At 59.0% G+C, this 19,966-nt stretch carries 22 protein-coding genes; 18 read left to right on the top strand and 4 right to left on the bottom strand.

Going from position 1 to position 19,966, the window contains the following annotated elements; genetic code table 11:
* Positions 1-86 precede the first annotated feature (86 nt).
* The 3 genes from I7X13_RS06640 to lysS all read left to right on the top strand — a co-directional run bounded on the left by I7X13_RS06640 (position 87) and on the right by lysS (position 5,389).
* On the top strand, positions 87-2,252 hold the full coding sequence (locus I7X13_RS06640) for a carboxy terminal-processing peptidase (RefSeq protein ID WP_198074855.1): 2,166 nt from the start codon (positions 87-89) through the stop codon (positions 2,250-2,252).
* A gap of 262 nt (positions 2,253-2,514) precedes the next feature.
* Positions 2,515-3,603, top strand: a complete 1,089-nt coding sequence (locus I7X13_RS06635; protein WP_198074854.1) for a hypothetical protein — start codon at positions 2,515-2,517, stop codon at positions 3,601-3,603.
* 235 nt (positions 3,604-3,838) lie between these two features.
* Positions 3,839-5,389 carry a lysine--tRNA ligase gene (gene lysS, locus I7X13_RS06630; protein ID WP_198074853.1) on the top strand — a complete coding sequence of 517 codons (1,551 nt, stop codon included), beginning with the start codon at positions 3,839-3,841 and terminating at the stop codon, positions 5,387-5,389.
* A 276-nt stretch (positions 5,390-5,665) separates the two neighbouring features.
* On the opposite strand, the gene I7X13_RS06625 is transcribed toward lysS, so the two are convergent.
* Together I7X13_RS06625 and I7X13_RS21900 are read right to left on the bottom strand one after the other, a co-directional pair.
* Positions 5,666-6,028 carry a YtxH domain-containing protein gene (locus I7X13_RS06625; protein ID WP_198066834.1) on the bottom strand — a complete coding sequence of 121 codons (363 nt, stop codon included), beginning with the start codon at positions 6,026-6,028 and terminating at the stop codon, positions 5,666-5,668.
* Between the two features lie 125 nt (positions 6,029-6,153).
* A complete protein-coding gene (locus I7X13_RS21900) occupies positions 6,154-6,591 on the bottom strand; it encodes a CsbD family protein (protein ID WP_198066835.1) in 438 nt (145 codons plus the stop codon).
* 248 nt (positions 6,592-6,839) lie between these two features.
* Here I7X13_RS21900 and I7X13_RS06615 point away from each other — a divergent pair, with 248 nt between their 5' ends.
* The 7 genes from I7X13_RS06615 (at position 6,840) to I7X13_RS06585 (ending at position 11,167) form a co-directional block, all read left to right on the top strand.
* Entirely contained in the window at positions 6,840-7,085 is a 246-nt protein-coding gene (locus tag I7X13_RS06615; protein ID WP_198074852.1) for a Kazal-type serine protease inhibitor domain-containing protein, read from the top strand.
* A 13-nt stretch (positions 7,086-7,098) separates the two neighbouring features.
* Positions 7,099-8,037 (top strand): GNAT family N-acetyltransferase, encoded by a 939-nt coding sequence (locus I7X13_RS06610; RefSeq protein WP_198074851.1) that lies wholly within the window; start codon positions 7,099-7,101, stop codon positions 8,035-8,037.
* 198 nt (positions 8,038-8,235) lie between these two features.
* Positions 8,236-8,607, top strand: coding sequence for a cupin domain-containing protein (locus I7X13_RS06605; RefSeq protein ID WP_198066838.1), 372 nt, complete (start codon positions 8,236-8,238; stop codon positions 8,605-8,607).
* Between the two features lie 31 nt (positions 8,608-8,638).
* A complete protein-coding gene (locus tag I7X13_RS06600) occupies positions 8,639-9,496 on the top strand; it encodes a dienelactone hydrolase family protein (protein WP_198074850.1) in 858 nt (285 codons plus the stop codon).
* 53 nt (positions 9,497-9,549) lie between these two features.
* Positions 9,550-9,852, top strand: a complete 303-nt coding sequence (locus I7X13_RS06595; protein WP_198066840.1) for a hypothetical protein — start codon at positions 9,550-9,552, stop codon at positions 9,850-9,852.
* Between the two features lie 303 nt (positions 9,853-10,155).
* A complete protein-coding gene (locus I7X13_RS06590) occupies positions 10,156-10,545 on the top strand; it encodes a hypothetical protein (RefSeq protein ID WP_198074849.1) in 390 nt (129 codons plus the stop codon).
* A gap of 127 nt (positions 10,546-10,672) precedes the next feature.
* Positions 10,673-11,167 carry a hypothetical protein gene (locus I7X13_RS06585; protein ID WP_198074848.1) on the top strand — a complete coding sequence of 165 codons (495 nt, stop codon included), beginning with the start codon at positions 10,673-10,675 and terminating at the stop codon, positions 11,165-11,167.
* Between the two features lie 85 nt (positions 11,168-11,252).
* Here I7X13_RS06585 and I7X13_RS06580 read toward each other — a convergent pair whose 3' ends face one another.
* The gene (locus I7X13_RS06580) at positions 11,253-13,478 is read right to left on the bottom strand and encodes a xanthine dehydrogenase family protein molybdopterin-binding subunit (protein WP_198074847.1); all 2,226 of its coding nucleotides are present in this window, start codon (positions 13,476-13,478) and stop codon (positions 11,253-11,255) included.
* 169 nt (positions 13,479-13,647) lie between these two features.
* On the bottom strand, positions 13,648-13,887 hold the full coding sequence (locus I7X13_RS06575; protein ID WP_198074846.1) for a hypothetical protein: 240 nt from the start codon (positions 13,885-13,887) through the stop codon (positions 13,648-13,650).
* A gap of 429 nt (positions 13,888-14,316) precedes the next feature.
* Here I7X13_RS06575 and I7X13_RS06570 point away from each other — a divergent pair, with 429 nt between their 5' ends.
* The 8 genes from I7X13_RS06570 to I7X13_RS06535 all read left to right on the top strand — a co-directional run bounded on the left by I7X13_RS06570 (position 14,317) and on the right by I7X13_RS06535 (position 19,955).
* A complete protein-coding gene (locus I7X13_RS06570) occupies positions 14,317-14,643 on the top strand; it encodes a ribonuclease E inhibitor RraB (RefSeq protein WP_198074845.1) in 327 nt (108 codons plus the stop codon).
* 55 nt (positions 14,644-14,698) lie between these two features.
* On the top strand, positions 14,699-16,513 hold the full coding sequence (locus I7X13_RS06565) for an ABC transporter ATP-binding protein (protein WP_198074844.1): 1,815 nt from the start codon (positions 14,699-14,701) through the stop codon (positions 16,511-16,513).
* An 87-nt stretch (positions 16,514-16,600) separates the two neighbouring features.
* On the top strand, positions 16,601-17,062 hold the full coding sequence (locus I7X13_RS06560; RefSeq protein WP_198074843.1) for a DUF695 domain-containing protein: 462 nt from the start codon (positions 16,601-16,603) through the stop codon (positions 17,060-17,062).
* A 73-nt stretch (positions 17,063-17,135) separates the two neighbouring features.
* On the top strand, positions 17,136-17,345 hold the full coding sequence (locus tag I7X13_RS06555) for a hypothetical protein (RefSeq protein WP_198074842.1): 210 nt from the start codon (positions 17,136-17,138) through the stop codon (positions 17,343-17,345).
* A gap of 4 nt (positions 17,346-17,349) precedes the next feature.
* On the top strand, positions 17,350-17,778 hold the full coding sequence (locus I7X13_RS06550; RefSeq protein WP_198074841.1) for a putative toxin-antitoxin system toxin component, PIN family: 429 nt from the start codon (positions 17,350-17,352) through the stop codon (positions 17,776-17,778).
* Positions 17,775-18,038, top strand: a complete 264-nt coding sequence (locus I7X13_RS06545; protein ID WP_198074840.1) for a barstar family protein — start codon at positions 17,775-17,777, stop codon at positions 18,036-18,038. The genes I7X13_RS06550 and I7X13_RS06545 overlap by 4 nt, the downstream gene beginning before the upstream one ends.
* A 34-nt stretch (positions 18,039-18,072) precedes the next feature.
* Positions 18,073-19,065: an ABC transporter ATP-binding protein gene (locus tag I7X13_RS06540; RefSeq protein WP_198074839.1), complete on the top strand. Its 993-nt coding sequence runs from the start codon at positions 18,073-18,075 to the stop codon at positions 19,063-19,065.
* Between the two features lie 80 nt (positions 19,066-19,145).
* Positions 19,146-19,955 (top strand): SDR family NAD(P)-dependent oxidoreductase, encoded by an 810-nt coding sequence (locus tag I7X13_RS06535; protein WP_198074838.1) that lies wholly within the window; start codon positions 19,146-19,148, stop codon positions 19,953-19,955.
* The last annotated feature ends 11 nt before the right edge of the window (positions 19,956-19,966 follow it).

Genomic DNA, 19,966 nt, shown 5'->3' with positions numbered 1-19,966 from the left:
GGCGTTTTTGCGGCAGGGATTCCGAGCTCGCGTTGCCTGGCAATCTCCGTATATTTGATTTTCATCCCGTTTTTTATTTTTAGCAGATGTCATTTCCCCGCTTGAAAGTCGGGCTGTACGCTTTTTTGGTGGCAGCTGTGTTTGTTCTGGCTTCGTACCGGCTGTTCCGCCGGGCCGACTCGGCGGCACCGAGCAAGGACCAGGTGCTGATTGGCACCATGTTGCAGGGCTTATCGGCGGCCCATTACCAGCCCGAAAAGGTGGACGACGCTTTTTCCAAGCGCGTGTTCGACCTGTACCTTAAGCACCTCGACTACCGCAAGCAGTTCCTGCTGGCCAGCGACGTGGACCAGTTGCGCCGCTACCAGACGCAGATTGACGACGAGGTGAAGAACGGTACGCACGAGTTTCTCGACCTCAGCACCAAGCTGATGGCTGAGCGCACCAAAGAAATGCAGGGCCTATACCGTGACATTCTGGCCAAGCCCTTCGATTTTACGGTGGACGAAACCTTCCAGACCGATTTCGAGAAAGCTGCTTTTCCGGCCGATAAAGCGGCCCAGCGCGAGCTATGGCGCAAGCTGCTGAAGTACGAAACCCTGACTCGCGTTTCGGAAATGATGGAAGCGCAGGAAAAAGCGAAGGAAGCCAAGCCCAGCGGTGCCACCGCCGCGCCAGCCGCCGCTGATGCCTCGGCTCCTACCGCTGCCGAGCCCGTGCGCACGCCCGCCCAAATGGAAGCCGAGGCCCGCAAGCGCGTGCTGAAATACTACGACGACCAGTTCGACGAAATCAACGACACCGATGCGAACGAGCGTTTGGCGACCTATGCCAACACCATCGCCAATACCTACGACCCGCACACGGAATATTTCGCGCCCAAAGCCAAAGAGGATTTCGACTATGAAATGACCGGCCGCTTCGAAGGCATCGGCGCCACGCTGAAGGAAAAGGACGGCCTGATTTACATCGAGGAAATCATGCCTGGCTCGGCCTCGGCGCGGCAGGGCGAGTTGAAGAAGGGCGATGCCATTTTGCGCGTGGCGCAAGGTGCTGCTGAGCCGGTGAGTGTGGAAGGCTGGCACACCCCCAAGGCAGTGACGCTGATTCGGGGCAAAAAAGGTTCAGAAGTACGCCTGACGGTGAAAAAGCCTGACGGCAGCACCAAGATTATTCCAATTGTCCGCGACATCGTGGTGGTGGAAGACAAGTATGCGCAGTCGTCTATTATTACGGATAAAGGCCAGAAAATAGGTTACCTGCGCCTGCCCGGCTTCTATGCCGACTTCAACGACAACGGCGGCCGGAGTTCGTCGGATGACGTGAAAAAGGAACTGGCCAAGCTGAACGCCGAAGGCGTGAAGGGCATTGTGATGGACCTGCGTTTCAACGGCGGCGGCTCGCTGAGCGACGCTGTTTCGATGGCCGGCCTGTTTATGCCCAGCGGCCCCATGGTGCAGGTGCGCGACGGCCAGGGCCACACTCAGGTGCTGACCGACAATGACCCGCGCGTGCAATACAGCGGCCCGCTGGTTCTGCTGGTGAACAAGTACAGCGCCTCGGCTTCGGAGATTCTGGCGGCGGCCATTCAGGACTACCACCGCGGTGTAATCATGGGTTCGACCAGCACCTACGGCAAGGGCACCGTGCAACGCATCTTCGACCTCGATGAGGCCCTGCCTTCGGAACTCAATAGCGTGAAGCCCATCGGCTCGCTCAAGCTCACTACTCAGAAATTCTACCGCGTAAACGGTGGTTCGACTCAGTTCAAGGGCGTGGCTTCTGACATTGTGGTGCCGGACTTGTATTCGTACCTCGATGAAGGCGAAAAAGAGTCGGACTATCCGCTGAAATGGGACGAGATTCAGCCCGCCCGCTACCGTATCTGGGATGCTGCACCGTCGCTTGACAAGCTCCGCGCCGAAAGCAAGGCCCGCGTAGCCACCAACCCCAGCTTCAAGGTGATGGACGAAATGGTGAAAAGCATGCGCAAACGCAAGGACGAAACCACGGTTTCGCTCAAGCTTAGCGCCTACCGCGCCGAGCAGCAGGAGTCGAAAGCCATTTCGGACCGCTACGAAGCCGCACAGAAGACGACTACTGCCCTCGCCTTCTCGCCGCTGGCCGCCGATGTACGCGCCGTGGGCGGCGATACAGTGAAAGTGAACCGGGCCGCCCGCTTCACCAAGAGCCTGAAGAAGGATATTACCATTGGCGAGGCCGTGGCCGTGATTCAGGATGAAATAAAATAGGTATTGATACGGGAGTGGCTCTGCCGCTTCCAATTTCAGAAACAAACCAGAAAGCCTCCGCCTCATATGAAGCGGAGGCTTTTTTGGGCCTTACCTTCATTTGGTCAACCCCGTTAGCAATTCATCCTTTATGACACCATTTATCAAAACCTGTTGCTTGCCATGTAACACACTGATTATCATAGTTAATTTCTTTAGTAAATTTTGTCAAAATAATTAGCAAACAGGCAACTAAAAAGGGGCCGCATGGTGTTTACTTGGCATGACTACTCAAGAGGAAACCCGCATCATCCCGCTCAACCCGTCGGTAGCTGCTATCGTCGATGAGCAACAGCAGAAGCTAGCTGACGAAAACTGGCGCAAATCCATCCCGGCGCAGGTTTTCCTCAACTATTTCTTTGCCATCAACTATCACATTCAGGAAAACGACGACGCCCTAGGGGGCCTGCAGAACCTGCCGTTTTTCCGCAGCCACTCGGCCGAGCTGAACGATGCCGACGTGGCCGCGCTCACCAAGCTGCTGCATACCAGCTGGAGCACGGAGTATGCCCTCCGCGCCACGGCCGAGCTAGGCGACGACAATTTCCTGCGCAACGCCCTACATTGGACGTTCCCGCAAGCTTACCATGCCATTTGGTCGGGCCTGCAGGCTTTCCTGTACACCACCGGGGTGCGCTCGAACAACGGCCAGCTAATGCGCCGCGAGGTGGGCCGGCTGGTGGTGAAGAATGCTTACCCGCGCCCGGTGTCGTTTTATGCGGCTGGCGCTTACGGGGACTTTAGCATTCACCGCTTGCCGTTGGCGGGCTACAAAGCCGGGCTGCACATTGCCAGCAAGGAGATTGACGCGCAGGCCCAGGTGGGCCAGTTCCTGCGCACCACGCGCAAGATGAAGGCGCAGTGGACCCGTGCGCAGGTGCAGGCTAATCCCAACACGGCCATTCGCAGCCAGAAAACCGGACGCCCGCTCGACAAATGGACGGCTTCGCACTGGCAGCAGATTACCTGGCGCCTGGGCTACACCACCATCTTCGACCTGCTGGGCCGCCTGCGCATCTCGCAGACCAGCCGCGAGATTGAGCGCTACGTGGAAGCTGACATTGATTTCCGCTTGTTCCACGCATCCCTGCTCAACATTGTGAGCTACCTCAACGGGGTGCACGAAACCTACGTGGCCAAGGCGCTGGGCTTGGAGCGCTACCGCCAGCTGGTGGCCGAGCTGCCCGCGCACTTGCAGGCCGGCTTTGTGCAGGAGCGCCTGCGCACCCGCGTCGAGCCGGTGCTGGCCCCTACCCCGCCGAGCGCCCCGGCTATTGCCGCCGAAGCCACTCAGTACCGCATGGCTGCCTAGACCACGGATTGGCTTCGCCGAACTCCGTTTCATGCGGATTTTTCGGATTCTGCGGATTTTGTGAACGGAAAGCCGCTCCGGTTTCGGAGCGGCTTTTTCGTGCCGTACTTTTGCGGTTCACTTTTAATCACTACGCTTCTGCTTGAATCTGCAAGCAGCATGATTTGCCGAAAGAGTCGTCCACAAAATCTGTGGAATCCGAGAAATCCGAGCGAACCCGTGGTTCAGATAATTTATGCAACACCTCAGCGAACAAGAAATCCTGCGCCGTCAGAAACTCGAAGAACTGGAAAAGCTGGGCATCGAAGCGTACCCGTCGGCTCTGGTGGACGTGACGTTTTACGCCAAGGAAATCCACGACAACTATCACCCCGAGCTCAACAACTTCCAGGACGTAACGCTGGCCGGGCGGCTGATGTCGTCGCGGGTGATGGGCAAAGCCTCGTTCGCCGAGCTGATGGATACCACCGGCCGCATTCAGCTCTACATCAACCGGGACGAAATCTGCCCCGGCGAGGACAAGACGCTGTACAACGTGGTATTCAAGAAGCTGCTCGATTTGGGCGACTTTATCAGCGTGAAGGGCCACGTATTTAAGACGCAGGTGGGCGAAACGTCGGTGCACGTGACGGAGCTGAAGCTGCTCTCGAAAGCCCTGCGCCCGCTGCCCGTGGTGCGCCGTGTAGTTGACGAGGCTACTGGCGTAGAAACTACCTACGACGCCTTCACCGACCCCGAGCAGCGCTACCGCCAGCGCTACGTGGACCTGGCCGTGAACCCGCAGGTGCGCGACACCTTCATCAAGCGCACGCAGCTGGTGCAGTCGATGCGCAATTTCCTGAACGACAAGGGCTACCTGGAGGTGGAAACCCCGATTCTGCAGCCGCTGTACGGCGGTGCGGCGGCGCGGCCCTTCACCACGCACCACAACACGCTGGACATGACGCTGTACCTGCGCATTGCCAACGAGCTGTACCTCAAGCGCCTAATTGTGGGCGGGTTTGACGGCGTGTACGAGTTCAGCAAGGACTTCCGCAACGAGGGCATGTCGCGCTTCCACAACCCTGAGTTCACCCAGATGGAGCTCTACGTGGCCTACAAGGACTACGCCTGGATGATGGACCTGGTGGAGGAAATGGTGGAGCGCGTGGCCCTGGCCCTGCACGGCAAAACCGAAGTGCAGGTAGGCCAGCACGTCATCAATTTCCAGCGGCCCTGGCAGCGCTACACCATGTTCGAGGCCATTGAGAAGTACACCGGCAAGGCCATTGGCGAGATGGACGAAGCCGCCCTGCGCGCCACTGCCCAGGAGCTGAACGTGCACGTGGACCCCAGCATGGGCAAGTCTAAGCTCATCGATGAGATTTTTGGTGAGCACGTGGAGCCCAAGCTCATCCAGCCCACCTTCATCACCGATTACCCGGTGGAGATGTCGCCGCTGGCCAAGAAGCACCGCGACCGTCCGGGTCTGGTAGAGCGTTTCGAAGCCGTGTGCAACGGCAAGGAAATCTGCAACGCTTTCTCCGAACTCAACGACCCCATCGACCAGCGTCGGCGCTTCGAAGACCAGCTGGAGCTGGGCAAGCGCGGCGACACCGAAGCCATGGTGCTCGACGAGGACTTCCTGCGCGCCATCGAGTACGGCATGCCGCCCACGGCCGGCCTGGGCATCGGCATCGACCGCCTGAGCATGATTATGACCAACTCGCCTTCGATTCAGGACGTGCTGTTTTTCCCGCAGATGAAGCCGGAAAACGTGCAGAAAGAGAAGCACGAGGAGAAGTAAGCCATAGCGGCCTAAAATCGGAAAAGCCCCGCACGAAATGTCGTGCGGGGCTTTTCTTTTTACAATCTCCCTACCCTTCAAACCGCTTTTCTTGACAGAAGCTTGCGATGGAACGTCTGATTTTGCTATCGAATTGTTTGACCAACTTTGATAGAAGCTCCTACGGCCGGCAATTTTACTGTCAATATTTTCGGCCTTCTTTCAAGGCGATTGTAGAGAGTTTTACGAATCTGAGGGGGAGCGGGTTACGCTACTCCCAAATAAAATTCGGGCATCTTACAGATTGGGCTGATGGCGGGTGTCGTCGCCAAAACCGTCGTAGTCGGGGTTGTCCTCGTTGTGGGTGTGAGCGGTGGAGGGCGTGCCGGTGGCTAGGCCTTGCAGCAGGCGGTCGGCAGCTTGTTTGTCCTCGCTCACGGCGGCGTCGGGGTTGGTATGGCCGGGGGCGTCCTGGCCCTGCACTTTGGCCAGGGTGTCTTTCACCAGCTTGCTGAGGTCGCCGCCGAACTTGGTAGCCGACTTGCGCAGGTTGGAACGGGTGTCGTCGCCGGTTTCGGGGGCCAGCAGCAGGCCGGCCACGATGCCAGCCGTGGCCCCGGCAATGAGCGAGAAAATGACTTTGCCTTTGTCGTCTTTCATGGTTTTGCAGGAAAATGGAAGAATTCGATTATTCGCTAACGGGAAAGCGGCCCGGCTGGTTGGGGCCGCAAAAAAGCCCCGCACCTTGCGGCGCGGGGCTTTGAGCAATCGGGCGGTACGCCGGATTACATGTCGTTCAGCATTTTGGTGATTTCGGCTTTGCCTTTGCCGAGCTTGTCTTGCAGTTTGCCCACCAGCTCGTCGCCTTTGCCTTCAGCGTAGGTCAGGTCCTCATCGGTCAGCTGCGCGTACTGCTGCTTCAGCTTGCCTTTGATGTCGTCCCAGTTGCCTTTGATTTTCAGGCTGCTGCCGGGCAGGGTCACGCCCATGTCTTCCAGCTTGCCGGCGTATTCTTTGAATTTAGCTTCGAGGTCAGAACCCAGCTTGGTGGCTTGCTCGCCGAGCTGGCCGCTGTATTTGGAGGCAACGCCTTTCCAGTTTTCGCGGGTGGCCGAACCTTTATCGGGAGCCAGCAGCATACCGGCAATAATGCCCGCGCCGGCACCGGCGAGAGCAGCTAAAAGGATTTTACCGGCGTTGTTGTCTTCTTCGTGGTACGACATGGTGTAGGGTAATGAAGGGTGAATGGGGGTGAAAGTTCGAGTAGAGCAACGCGGGGCCGAATTCAAAACCCAGTGTTTTGTTACGGCGGCGCTTGGTTCTGGCTGACTATACGAAAGGCTCCGCCGGGGGTTGAGCTTAGCTACAAATTTTCCTGTGCACATTCGGATTCCTCGATATTCCGGTTTGCGGGCGGGGCCAAATCCCGGGCGGGCGCTGTAGCTTCGCCCCTCTCCTACCTTCTGGCATCATGAAAAAGCATTGGATTTGGGCCGCAGCCTTGCTGCTCAGCGCGGTTTCCTGCCAGCGCCACGCCGTACCCACGGCCACGGCCGCCGACTGCATCGACCCGAGCAAAATCAACCCGCAGGGCATCTGCACCATGGAATACAACCCCGTGTGCGGCTGCGACGGCATGACCTACGCCAACCCCTGCGCCGCTGCCAACGCGGGCGTGCGCACCACCAAGCCCGGCCCCTGCACGGGAGGCAAATAACCCCGCGCGCCGAATGTCTGCCAAAGCCCGCTACCACGACTTCTGCCGCACCGCGCCCGATGTGCCGGTGTTCGGCCAGCCGTGGTACCTGGATGCCTGCGCCAAGGGCGGCACCTGGGACGTAGTGCTGGCCGAGGAAAAAGGCCGCTTGGTGGCCGCATTGCCTTTTTTCGTCAAGCAAAAAGGCCCGTTTCGGTATGTCACGATGCCGCCCTTTGTGAAATGGCTGGGGCCTTATGTGCTGCCCGAGTTCCGGGGCCGGCTGCCGAAGGAGCATGAACTGCTGAAGTCGCTACTGGCGCAACTACCTGATTTTGCGGCGTTCAAGCAAAACTTCTACCCGACTGCTACCAACTGGCTGCCGTTTTACTGGGAGCAGTACAAACAAACGACCTTTTACACCTACCGCCTGCACCAGCTGCGCAATCTGGCACAGGTGGAAGCAGGCCTGGGCACCGGCATCCGACGCGATATCCGGCTGGCCCGTCAGACAGTGCGTGTGGTGCACGACTTGCCGCTGGAGGAATTCTACCGCGTCAACCTGCTCAGCTTTGCCCGCCAAGGCTTGCCCGCGCCGTACTCATTTGAGCGGTTTCGGCGGCTCGATGCGGCGCTGGCAGCGGCCGAGGCCCGACAGCTGTTTTTTGCCGTGGATACGCAGGGTCGGGTGCATTCGGTGGCGTATTTGATTTGGGATGCCACCACGGCGTATTTCCTGCTGGCCGGCGACGACCCGGCCCTGCGGGCCAGCGGCGCGGGTGTGCTGCTGGCCTGGGAGTGCATTTGCTACGCCAGCGAGGTGCTCAAGCTGGATTGTTTTGATTTTGAAGGAAGTATGCTGCCGGGAGTGGAGCGGATACGCGTGCGCTTTGGCGCGGTGCAGACGCCGTATTTCTTCGTCTGGAAATACAATTCGCGGCTTTTCGAGTTGCTGGAGAGGCTGAAGCCTTAAGAATTTGCAGCTTCATTGTTGCAGTGCGCGTAGCCGCTGGAACCTCACTCCCGGCCTCTCTCCCCAAGAGAGGGGAGCCGAACGTAAGCAGACCTAATTGTCGCCTGTCACCCCTCTCCTTTGGGAGAGGGGCCGGGGGAGAGGTTCCAGCGGCCGCTTTCATCATATTTCCATTTCCCAATTTTCATTCTCCCCAAAATGTCCGAAAAACGTTACGTCCTCAACCCCGCTCCGTTTATCGTGCCCACCACCGATGGCAAGCTCATTGAAGAGCACGTGGGCGGGGCCAGCACTGGCACCACGGCATACAGCCTGGCCCACATGGTGGCCCCGCCGCATTGGAGCGAGCCCCACCAGACGCCCACGTTCGACGAAATTACCATTGTGGTGCGCGGGCGGAAGCGGTTTGAAATTGACGGCGACGTGGTGGAGTTACAAGCCGGGCAGGCGCTGCTGATTAAGGGCGGGGCGCGGGTGCGCTACTCCAATCCGTTTGATGCGGAGGTGGAGTACTGGTCGATTTGTGTGCCAGCCTTCAGCCCCGACACAGTGCACCGCGAAGAAGAATAAACCAGGTCATAAACCTCTTATATTTAGCCGCATGGACCAGCGCATCATCAATCTTTTCGACGAGTACACCCATGTCCCGCTCTCCCGCAAGGAGTTTATGGACCGGCTGATAAAGCTGGCCGGTAGCACGGCGCTGGCCCTCACAGCCCTTTCGGTGCTGGAGCCGGGCTACGCGGCAGCGGCCACCATTGCGCCCGAGGCCGATGACTTGGAAGCCGAGGAAGTAACCTGGATTGGCGATGGCAGCCCGGTGCGCGGCTACCTGGTGCATCCCAAGGGCCGTCAGAAGCGCGGCGCAGTGGTCGTCATCCACGAAAACCGGGGCCTGACGCCGCACATCAAGGACGTGACGCGGCGCGTGGCCCAGGCCGGCTACCTGGCCCTGGGCGTGGATGCGCTGTCGGTGGTGGGCGGCACGCCGGCCGATGAGGACAAGGGCCGCGAGCTGATTGGCCAGCTCGACCCGGTGAAAAACCTCAACAACTACCTGAAAGCGCTGGACTACCTGCGCGCCCGTCCCGATTGCAACGGCCGCACTGGCGCCGTGGGCTTCTGCTGGGGCGGCGGCCTGGTGAACCAGCTGGCCGTGCACGACCCTAAGCTGAACGCCGCCGTGGCCTACTACGGCCAGCAGCCCAAAGCCGAAGACGTGCCCGCCATCAAGGCTGCCGTGATGCTGCACTACGGCGGCCTCGACCAGCGCATCAACGCCGGCATTCCGGCCTACGAAGCGGCCCTGAAAGCGGCCGGCACCAAGTACGAGCTGTATGTGTACGAGGGCGTGAACCACGCCTTCAACAACGACACTTCGCCCGCCCGCTATAATGCCACGGCGGCCAAGCTGGCCTGGGACCGTACCCTGCGATTATTCAAGGAAAAACTGGGGTAGCTGGGCAACGGCGGGGCATTTTGCGGCATCTTTGCAGTGTCCATCCGCTGCCCATGTCGCTCAGAAAACTGCCCATTCTACTTCCGTTTCTGCTGCTGCGGGCCGGCGGGGCGCTGGCCCAAACCCAGCCCCCGCCGCCGCCTGCCCCTGATTATGAGCAGGTAAGCGTGCCGGTGCCGCGCGCCGTGTCGCTGATTGCGGATGCGGCCAGCGTGCTGTTTTCGCGCAACGAGGACGAAAACAAGGTGCAGGCACTGATGAACCGCCGCCGCGAGCGGTCGAAGAAAGGCGACCAAAGCCTTCGTTTTACCATTCCGAAGAATAAGCTGACCCGCACGCTGGGGCTGGTGGAGTAGCGTAAGCCGTCATTCCGACGCAGGAGGAATCTGAATCAGGCCGTTGAATAACGGAATTCAGATTGCCCCTGCGTCGGAATGACCTTTTTAGTTGGCTCAAATGGGTTCTAAGTAGGGAAAGTGGGCGGTCTGGTCGGGGTTTCCGGCCCGTCCGTCCACCTTTTTATTTCCGGGCCGGATGTGGCCGGCGGTTTGCAAATACCCTGGCAGAATGAGTCGATTCGCACATTACGGAGCCCGCTGCCTGCAGCAACCGAGCCCACCGCTTCCCCTCCCTTTTTCATTCTCCCTCACTCAGAAATCATGAAAGCTTCCTTGTTTTCCATCATCGCCGCTGCTGCTCTCTTCACGTCAACCGCTTCGTTTGCTGCTGCCGGCCCCTTCGACCACCGCTACGACGACCGCAACAGCAAAGACTTTAACTACGGCTACGACCGCAACCACCGCGTAACCGCCTACGAACGGGCCCGCTGGGAGGCCGCCCACCGCGACAACAAAGACGACCGCCGCGACGCCAGAAACGATATCCGCGAAGCCAAAGCCGACCTGCGCGACGCCAAAGCTGACCTGCGCGATGCCCGAAACGACCGCAACAGCAAAGATTTCAACTATGGCTACGACCGCAACCACCGGGTATCGCCCCAGGAACGCGCCCGTTGGGAAGCTGCCCACCGCTACGACGGCCGTCGCTAAACCTTAGCCGCTAACCATGGTCCGAAAAGTCCCGTTCAACCTCTATGGAACGGGGCTTTTTCGCGCCAGCGCTTCCCCCCTTTTCCTGTTTTCTTTTTGTTTCAGCAACCCTCCCTAAATCAGTACCATGAAAAAGTTTCTGTTTCCCCTGCTGGCCATTTGCGCCCTCACCGTAGGTACCGCCGCCGCCCAAACCTCCACGACCTCCCCCGACGCTGGTACCATGCAAGGCCGCGGCCGCATGCAAGGCAACCCCGATGAGATGGCCAAGCGTCAGGCCGACCGCATGACCCAGGAGCTGGGCCTGAATGCCGACCAGACCGCCAAAGTGCAGCAAATTCTGCTGGCCCGCGGCCAGGAAATGCAGGCCATGCGTGGCCAGGCCCGCGACGCTGGCAACCGCGACCAGATGCGCGAGCAAATGCAAGCCGGCCGCGCCAAGTACGACGCCCAGTTTAAGGAAGTGCTGACCGCCGACCAATACACCAAGTACACCACCATGCAGGCCGACCGCATGAACCGTGGCGGTGGCCCCGGCAGAGACATGGATGCCACGGACGTGAAAAAGATGAAAGCTAAATCGACCGACGGCGACAAAATCAAAGTAAAAGCCGACAAATAAGACAGCTTCAACGGATGAAAAAAACAACGCCCCGGCCAGTTGGTCGGGGCGTTGTTTTTTAGGCGTAGAAAACCTCCTTGCGCCATCACACCAACTTATCCGGGGTGATAGGCAGCTCGCGCACGCGGCGACCGGTGGCATGGTACACGGCATTTGCCACAGCCGCAGCGAAGCCTACCAGGCCAATTTCGCCCAGCCCTTTGGCTCCCATAGGGTCGAGCACGGGGTCGGGCTGGTTGATAAATTCAACCTCAATCGGAGGAATGTCGGCGTTCACAGGAACGTGGTACTCGGCCAAATCATGGTTCACGATGCGGCCGTAGCGGTGGTCGAGGCGCGCATCTTCCATCAGCGCCATGCCAATTCCCCACACTACCGAACCCAGCACCTGGCTGCGGGCCGTTTTGGCGTTCAGCACCCGCCCCGCATCCACCACCGATACCACGCGGCTCACGCGCACGGCCCGCGTGAGAGGGTGCACCTCCACCTCCACAAAGCTGGCGCAAAACGACTTGCCCGAATATTTTTTCATCTCCGGCGACTCTTCTGCTTTCTGCGTCACTTCCAAGGCCGGCAACTGGTGCTGCTTCAGTACCTCGCCATAGCTCAGGCGGCGGCCACCCTTGTGGCTGGAATGCACAAAGCCGTTTTCGGCGGTTAAATCCGGCTTTTCTACCTTGCCCAGGGCCTTGCCGGGCAGACGCAACGCCAAATCCAGCAATTGCTGCTTTAGCGCGGCACAAACCTCGTGCACGGCCGAGCCCACCGAAGTAGCGGTGTGCGAGCCGGCCTGTAGCGGCGCTTCGGGCAGGGCCGAGTCGCCCAGTTCGAACCGGATGTTGGCCGGGGGCACGCCGCTGGCGTCGGCCGCAATCTGCGTCATGATAGTGGCGGTGCCGGGGCCGGTGTCGGCGGTGGCGCTTTGCACCAGCAGGGTGCCGTCGGGCAGCAGGCGGGCGCGGGCGGTGGCAGCGCTCCGCTCGGCTTTGTAGATGCCCGTACTCATGCCCCAGCCCAGCAGGTGGCCATCGGGGGTGCGCATGGAGCGCGGCGCGGGGGTGCGCTGGCTCCAGCCGAACAGGGCGGCACCGCGCGCGTAGCATTCGCGCAGGTGCTTGCTGCTCCAGGGCTTGTCGTTCTCGGGGTCGCGGTCGGCGTAGTTTTTCAGGCGCAGGGCCAGCGGGTCCATGTTCAGGGCTTCGGCCAGCTCGTCCATAGCACATTCGAGGGCGAAGGAACCGCTGGTTTCGCCGGGGCCGCGCGTCCAGCAGGGCGTGCTCACATCGAGCGGTACAAGGCGGTAGCGGGTGTTGAGGTTGGGCACTGCGTAGGCCGACTTGGTGGGGTGCACGATGCGCTCCTCGAACTGCTCGTGCTGTGAAGTCATGCCGTATGCCTGGTGCGTGATGCCCACCAGCGTGCCATCGGGCGTGGCGCCCAGGCTTATTTTCTGAACGGACTGCGGCCGGTAGCCCACCATGTTGAATTCCTGGTCGCGGCGGCCCATCACCTTCACCGGCCGTCCCACTTTCTTCGCGGCGATAATGGCTGCCATCTCGGGCGGCCAGATGCGCGACGAGCCCCCAAATGCCCCGCCCACACACGGCGAATGCACCCGCACATCGTCGGCCGGCAGCTGCCACATGCGCATCAAGTCCTGCTGCGCCAGCTTCGGGCCCTGAGTTTTATTGTACACGGTCAGCTTTTCGCCCTCCCACAGCGCAATGGCCGCGTGCATCTCCATGGGGTTGTGCACGTGCATGGGCGTGCGGTATTCCTGTTCTACGCGCACGGGGGCCGTTTTGTGGGCGTCGGGCTGGCCCCGGCGGTATTCGGCTTCTTTCCTGGGGGCGAGGTTGTCGGCCAGGTTTTTGGCCAAACTGGTCTGGTGCGCGACGGCTTCGTATTCCACTCGAATCAACGACGCGGCGTGCTGCGCCTGCTCCAGCGTTTCGGCCACGGCCAGGGCCACGGGCTGGTTGCTGAAATGCACCTGGTCGTCGAAGAATACCCGGAATTCCTGGCCTTCCACGCGGGGGTTGTGGTTGGTTTCGGCACTTTGGTAGCCGGGCACTTTGGGCGCGTTCCGGTGCGAAATAATAGCCAACACGCCAGGCGCTTTCTCAGCCGCCCCCACATCCAGGTGCCTGATGCGCCCCCGGGCTATGGCACTACACACCAACACGCCATGCACACAGCCCGGCACCACGTGCTCGGCCGCGTAGCGGGCCTGGCCGGTCACTTTCAGGCGACCATCCACGCGGCTGAGCGGCTCACCGGTGCTGGGCAGCAGGGGCAGATTATCATCCATGGCAATTGCGGCAATAAGGCCGACGGCTCTACGGCCGCCACCATAGCCACGTTTCAACGGCTCAGGCGTAACCGCGTTGGGTCCTGCTCATTCCCCCCGAAAAGCAAAAGGCTACTCCCATTTACAGGAATAGCCTTTTGCAACGTTAATTTTCGGGGAAAGCCCCGCGCTACAGAGTGCGGTGCGGACGGCCACCGCGCATAACCCGAGGAGCCGATGCGTGCCGCTTGGCGGCCTTGGAACGGTGCTTGAACAGGCCGAAGAAGCCGCTTTTCTGGTTGCTGTGCCCGCGATAGTAGCGGTACACCGGCACGTAATTACCGGCAGTAGGCTTGCGCCGGTGGATGGGCCGCGACGTGGCCGAGGTGGCCGGCGCAGCGTAAGATTCGGAGGCTAAAAACCCCAACATGCAGAAAAATAACAGAGCGGTACGCAGCATAAAAAAGGTGGTAATGGTGGTACGTGCACTGGGCGTTTGGCGCCAGCGGTAGCGGCCTGCTACTGGATTATTAACCTCGAAAACGGGAGAATTATTACCCGCATAAGTCATTTTATCGACTATTTCTCACTTCCAATCGATGAATCCAGCACCTGAACGGCTGAAAATGAGTTGATAATGTCCTAATTTATTTTTCTCAAATTCCAGCAATAATCAACAGATTATGTGATGATTAATACTTTTCATGCATTCAAAACTTGCATTCAATTGATTATTTATTGAATGGTCAGCACTTTGTGTTTCGCGATAATTCGTCTTCGTTGGTACTGTTGGTGTGAGTGTATCGCCACGCAACTTGTACCTGAATGAGTAGAGCAAATCAGAACCTATATTTCAGTCATGAATGCTTTGCTTGGTACCGTAAAAAATATGTTTCGCAAAATGGCTGCGAACGGATGGGATACAAAGGCAGCTTTGAAATGGGGCTTTTTCTTCATTGATAAAGACAAGGACAAACTCCATGATGTATTCGCTGAATTGGAAGGACATTCCTATTCCATTGAAGAATTGCACCAGGCAGATGATGGTAATTGGGTGCTTCAGGTTTCAAAATTTGATACGCTCACTCCCGAAAAACTTCACAGGCGTAATATTGCCTTTAATGATTTGGCCGCTCAATGCGGTGTCGAGTCATATGATGGTTGGGACGTAGGAAAAGTAGAATAGCCAACCCCACCCCCACCCCACTCGTCTAACCGGCTCCACTCCTAGCCCCGATTAGATGAGCCTCTGGCAGATTATCCAACGCCTGCTGCCGTTTGTGCGGCCCTACCGCCGCCTGGTGATTGCCACGCTGCTGCTCACGCTGGTGGGCTCGCTGGCCGCGCAGGTCAACCCCTTCGTGCTGCGCTACACCGTGGATACGGTGCAAGGGATGCTCGACCGCGGCGAGGGCCTGGCGCAGGGCTGGACGCTGCTGGCCTGGGTGAGCGGGCTGCTGCTGGGCAAGGAAATCGTGAACACCTTCATCCAGTTCGGGCAGAAATACTACGGCGAGAAAATCCGCATTCAGCTCTCCGGCGTGCTGGCCCAAACCGCCGTGAGCAAAATCCTGAGCTACCAGCTCGGCTTCTTCTCCGACGACGGCAACCAGACCGGCAAGCTCCAAACCCGCATCGACCGCGGCGTGGAGAGCCTCATGAAGCTGGTGCAAAACTTCTTCATCGACATCCTGCCGCTCTTCGCCAACGCCATTGTGGCGCTGGTGGTCATTTTCCTCAACAACAAATGGGTGGGGCTGGTGGCACTGGCCGTGCTGCCGGTGTATTTCTGGCTCAGCTACGCGCAGGCCGAGAAATTGCAGGGCGTGCGGCGCGGCCTCCAGCGCCTGCGCGAGGAGAAAAACCACGGCCTCATCAGCATCATCGACAGCATTGTAGTCATCAAAAGCTTCGTGCGCGAGTCCTACGAGGGCACCAAGCAAGCCGCCGTGCAAAGCCGCCTCGAGGGCGCCCAGCTCCTGACCCGCAAAACCAACTTCCGCTTCGACGGCCTCAAAACCTTCGTGGAACAGATTGGCGTGGTGGCCATCATCGTGCTCACGGCCTACCTGGTACTGGGCCGCCAGATTTCCATCGGGGCCATCATGTTCCACATCCTGCTGTTCAACAATGTGTCGGCGCCCATCCGGCAGTTGCACCGCATCTACGACGAGATGAACGAGGCCCTCACCTACTCCGAAGGCTTCTTCGCCATTCTCGACGCCGACGACCAGCGTGAGCGTCCCGGCCCGCTACAGCCTGGCGACAACCTGCGCGGCCAGTTTGAGCTACGTAACGTCAATTTCACCTACCCCAGCGGCACAGCCGCCCTGCACGACGTAAGCCTCACTATTCAGGCCGGCAAAACCACCGCGCTGGTGGGCCTCAGCGGGGCGGGCAAAAGCACCATCATCAACCTGCTCTGCCAGTTCTACCGCCCCGACAGCGGCGAAATCCTGCTCGACGGCCACCCGCTGGCCCAGTACGACACCTTCACCCTACGCCAGGAAATTGGCCTGGTGCTCCAAAAAAACCACATTTTCAAGGGCACCATTGAAGAAAACATTCGCTACGGCGACTTCACCGCCACCCAAGCCCAGATTGAAGCAGCTGCCAAGCAGGCCTACCTGCACGACCAGATTCTGGACCTGCCGCGCCAGTACGAGTCCGATGCCCAGCAGCTGAGCGGCGGCCAGCAGCAGCGCATCGCCATCGCCAGGCTCTTCCTCAAAAACCCGCCCATCATCTTCCTCGACGAGCCCACCGCCAGCCTCGACGCCATCGCCACCGAGCAAATCAAAAACTCGCTCGACGCCATCAAGCAGGGGCGCACGGTAGTCATCATCTCCCACAGCCTCGCCCAAATCGTGGATTCGGACTGCATCTACGTTATGAAAAAAGGCCACATGGTGGAACACGGCACCCACGATGCCCTCTACGCCCAGCACGGCACCTACCGCGAGATTTTCGACGCCTCGGCACGGAGTTTAAACATCGAGAAGTTGGCCAAGACAATGGCCGATGACGGCGACGACGTGCTAGATACGGCGTTGTGATGATGTATGTATTTTTGGCCTTTGCATCATTTACACATAATTATGAATCTGTTTTCATTACTAACAATCATCGTTTCGATTACTACAATGGCTGCTTTCGCTCAAACAAATAAGATTCCAACAGAAAACTGGTGTATCCAAAAAGCAATTGACCAAGACAATAATATCATTTTTATAACCGCTAATCTTGGTTATAAAGACTATGCTTATAAAGCAGAATTTCCTTGGTGCTTGGAGATAAATATTACTACGATTCATCAGTACCCAAATGGCCATCCAAATAGTGAAGAAGCGCCGGTTTTAAATGAGACAGAAGACATAATAACTGCCGCCCTACAAAAGGCGGGCGTGACTCATTTCGTAGGTAGAACCACCGTTAAAGGCTATAGAGAACTGTATTATTTTGTTGCTGACCCCGAAAAAGCAAATGCTGCATTGGGACGCTTGACCAAGAAACGTCAGCCTAGAGAATGGGAATATCGGATGGGCAAGGACGAAGATTGGCAGCGCGTGGCGCCATTTTTTGCAGGCAACATAGAATGTCTTTAAACTATCTACCTGTTGGCGCGTGTCTCCAACGTGCGTTAGTAGCATTCCCATCAGCTTCGTAAATTCGCTACCCATGATGCCGGCCCAACCACTCACCAATCTGCAACAGGAAATCCTGAAGCTCTACGCCCAGCAAGTCAGCGCAACCGACTTGCTCAACATCCGCGCCCTGATTGGCGAATATTTCGCCCAGCGCCTCACCAAGCTGGCCGACCAAGCCTGGGAGCAGCAGGGCTGGAGCGAGCAAACCATGCACGACTGGCTGAACGAAGAAAACCAGTAGCCCCGTGCGCGTTGTCTTCGATACCAACGTGCTGCTGGTGGCCCTGCCCAGCCACTCGCCGTTTTACGCACTCTACCGGGCCGTGCTGGATGGGCGACTGACACTATTCGTCACCAACGAAACCCTCACCGAATACGAGGAGCAAATCAGCCGCCGCCTGGGCATTGCCCGCACCGATGTGCAGTTGCGCGAACTGTTGAATCTGCCCTCCGTGCAGGAGCTGACGGTGTATTATCAATGGCACCTGCTGGCCGACGTGGACGCCGACGATGACAAATTCGTGGACTGTGCCATTGCCTGCGGGGCCGATTATCTGGTGACGAATGACCGGCATTTTGACCGGCTGCGCAACATTGCATTTCCGGTGGTGAACATTATTCGAGCCGAGGATTTTTTGCAGTTGCTGCAAAACCAATTGCCCTCTAATCCATGACCATCGACCTCACCCACATCGACACCAAAGCTGCCTTCCATCTGCTGATGAAGCGCGAGCTGCGCTTCCCCGACTGGTACGGCGTGAGCTGGGACGCCTTCTGGGATGCCATCATCGCCGTGGTCGAAATGCCAGATGTAGTGGTGCTGGAGCACTGGCAAGCCTTCGCCGAAGCCTGCCCCAAAGACATGCAGATTCTACGGCAGATTATCGATGACTATCACCAGGAGATGCCCGGCAAGCAGTTGCTGTTAGCTTAATAAGACGCGCCCTAGCCCCGTTCTTTGCGGCTGCATGGACATTCTCACCGTCACCAATCTCAGCCTGACTGAAAACGGCTTTACTGCCCTCCAGCCCATCAGCTTCACCCAAAAAGTGGGGCAGAAGCTGGCGCTGGCCGGCGAAAGCGGAGCCGGCAAAAGCACGCTGCTTCAAATTATAGCCGGCCTCATCCAGCCCAGCACCGGCATGGTGCAGGCCCTTGGCAGCCGCGTGCGCGGGCCACAGGAGGTGCTGGTGCCCGGCCACCCCGGCGTGGCCTACCTTTCCCAAAAGTCCGACTTGCCGCAGTTTCTGCGCGTGGAGCAGGTGCTGCGCTACGCCAACAAGCGCCCCGAGCCCGAAGCCCGAGCCGTGTACGACGTGTGCTGCATTGCCCACCTGCTGCCGCGCCGCACCGACCAGCTCTCCGGCGGCGAACAGCAGCGGGTGGCGCTGGCCCGCCTGCTGCTGGGCGCGCCGCAATTGCTGCTCCTCGACGAGCCGTTCTCCAACCTCGACCGCACGCACAAACGCCTGTTGCAGGGCATCATCGAGGAGCTGGGCACGCGGCTGGGCATCACCTGCCTACTCGTGTCGCACGATGCCACCGATGTGCTGCCCTGGGCCGATGAAATTCTGGTGCTGCACCGGGGCCGGCTGGTGCAGCAAGGCACGCCCCGGCAGCTCTACCAACAGCCCGTGGATGAGGCCACGGCCGCCCTGTTTGGCGACTACAACCTGGTGCACGGGGCCGGCCGCCGCGCCCTGCTCCCCGGCAAGCGCTTCGGGAAAGACACGGCGCTGCTGGTGCGACCTGAACAGCTACGGCTGGGGCCGGCTGCCAGCGGGCAAGCTGAGGGCACGGTGCGGGCCGTGCGGTTTTTGGGCAGCTATTGGGAAGTGGAAGTGGCCCTGGCAGAGCAGATGGTGCGCGCACGGGTGGAGGCAGCCGACTTACGGCCCAACGATAAAGTAAGCGTGTCGGTAATACCCGGAGACGGCTGGCTTCTTGCAACTTCGGCCTAAAAAGCTATAAGCCCGACAATAACCCGGTTTTGGCAGGTTTCGTTAGGATTTATTCCACCCTAATCAACCTATCCTTTCTCATGGCAGACCAAACGAAAACCGCCCTCATCACCGGGGCCAGCAGCGGCATCGGCCGCGAGCTTGCCAATTGTTTCGCGCAGGACAAATACAACCTCATTCTGGTAGCGCTGGAGCCCGACTTGCTCGACAAAGCCGCGTCGGAAATCCGGCAGCAATACGGCGTGCAGGTCACCACCATTGCCAAAGACCTGTTCCAGCGCGACGCGCCGTTTGAGGTCTACAACGAAATCAAGCTGAAAGGCCAGCAGATTGACGTGCTGGTGAACGATGCTGGCCAGGGCCAGTACGGCACCTTCGATACCACCGACATCAACCGTGAGCTGGACATTATCCAGCTGAATATTGGCGCCTACGTCGTGTTTGCCAAGCTGTACCTACAAGAATTCAAAGCCCGCAACGAAGGCAAGATGCTGTTTGTGGGCAGCATTGCGGGCGAGCTGCCCGGCCCGCTGCAGGCCGTTTACCACGGTACCAAAGCCTTCGTGAACTCCTTCGTCGAGTCGATTCAGGAAGAAAACAAGGATAGCAACATCACCATCACCAACCTGCTGCCCGGCGTCACCAAAACCGACTTCTTCAACAAAGCCCACATGACGCAGGCCAAAAACGTGGCCGAGGGCCAAGGCATGGAACCCGCCGACGTGGCCAAAGAAGGCTACAAAGCCCTCATGAAAGGCGAACACCGTATCATTGCCGGTGTGATGAACAACGTGCAGGTGGGCTTCAGCAAAGTGATGCCCGACCCGCTGGTAGCCGCCCAAGTACACAAGCAGAGCGCTCCGGTCGATGGCGACGAAAGCGCCCGCTAACGGCGTCGCAA

It is taken from the genome of Hymenobacter negativus (assembly GCF_016056375.1).
In the GTDB taxonomy this organism is placed as follows: Bacteria; Bacteroidota; Bacteroidia; order Cytophagales; family Hymenobacteraceae; genus Hymenobacter; species Hymenobacter negativus_A.
The sequence above is the reverse complement of the archived record's forward strand: the minus strand, read 5'-3'. Positions and strand labels throughout refer to the sequence as shown.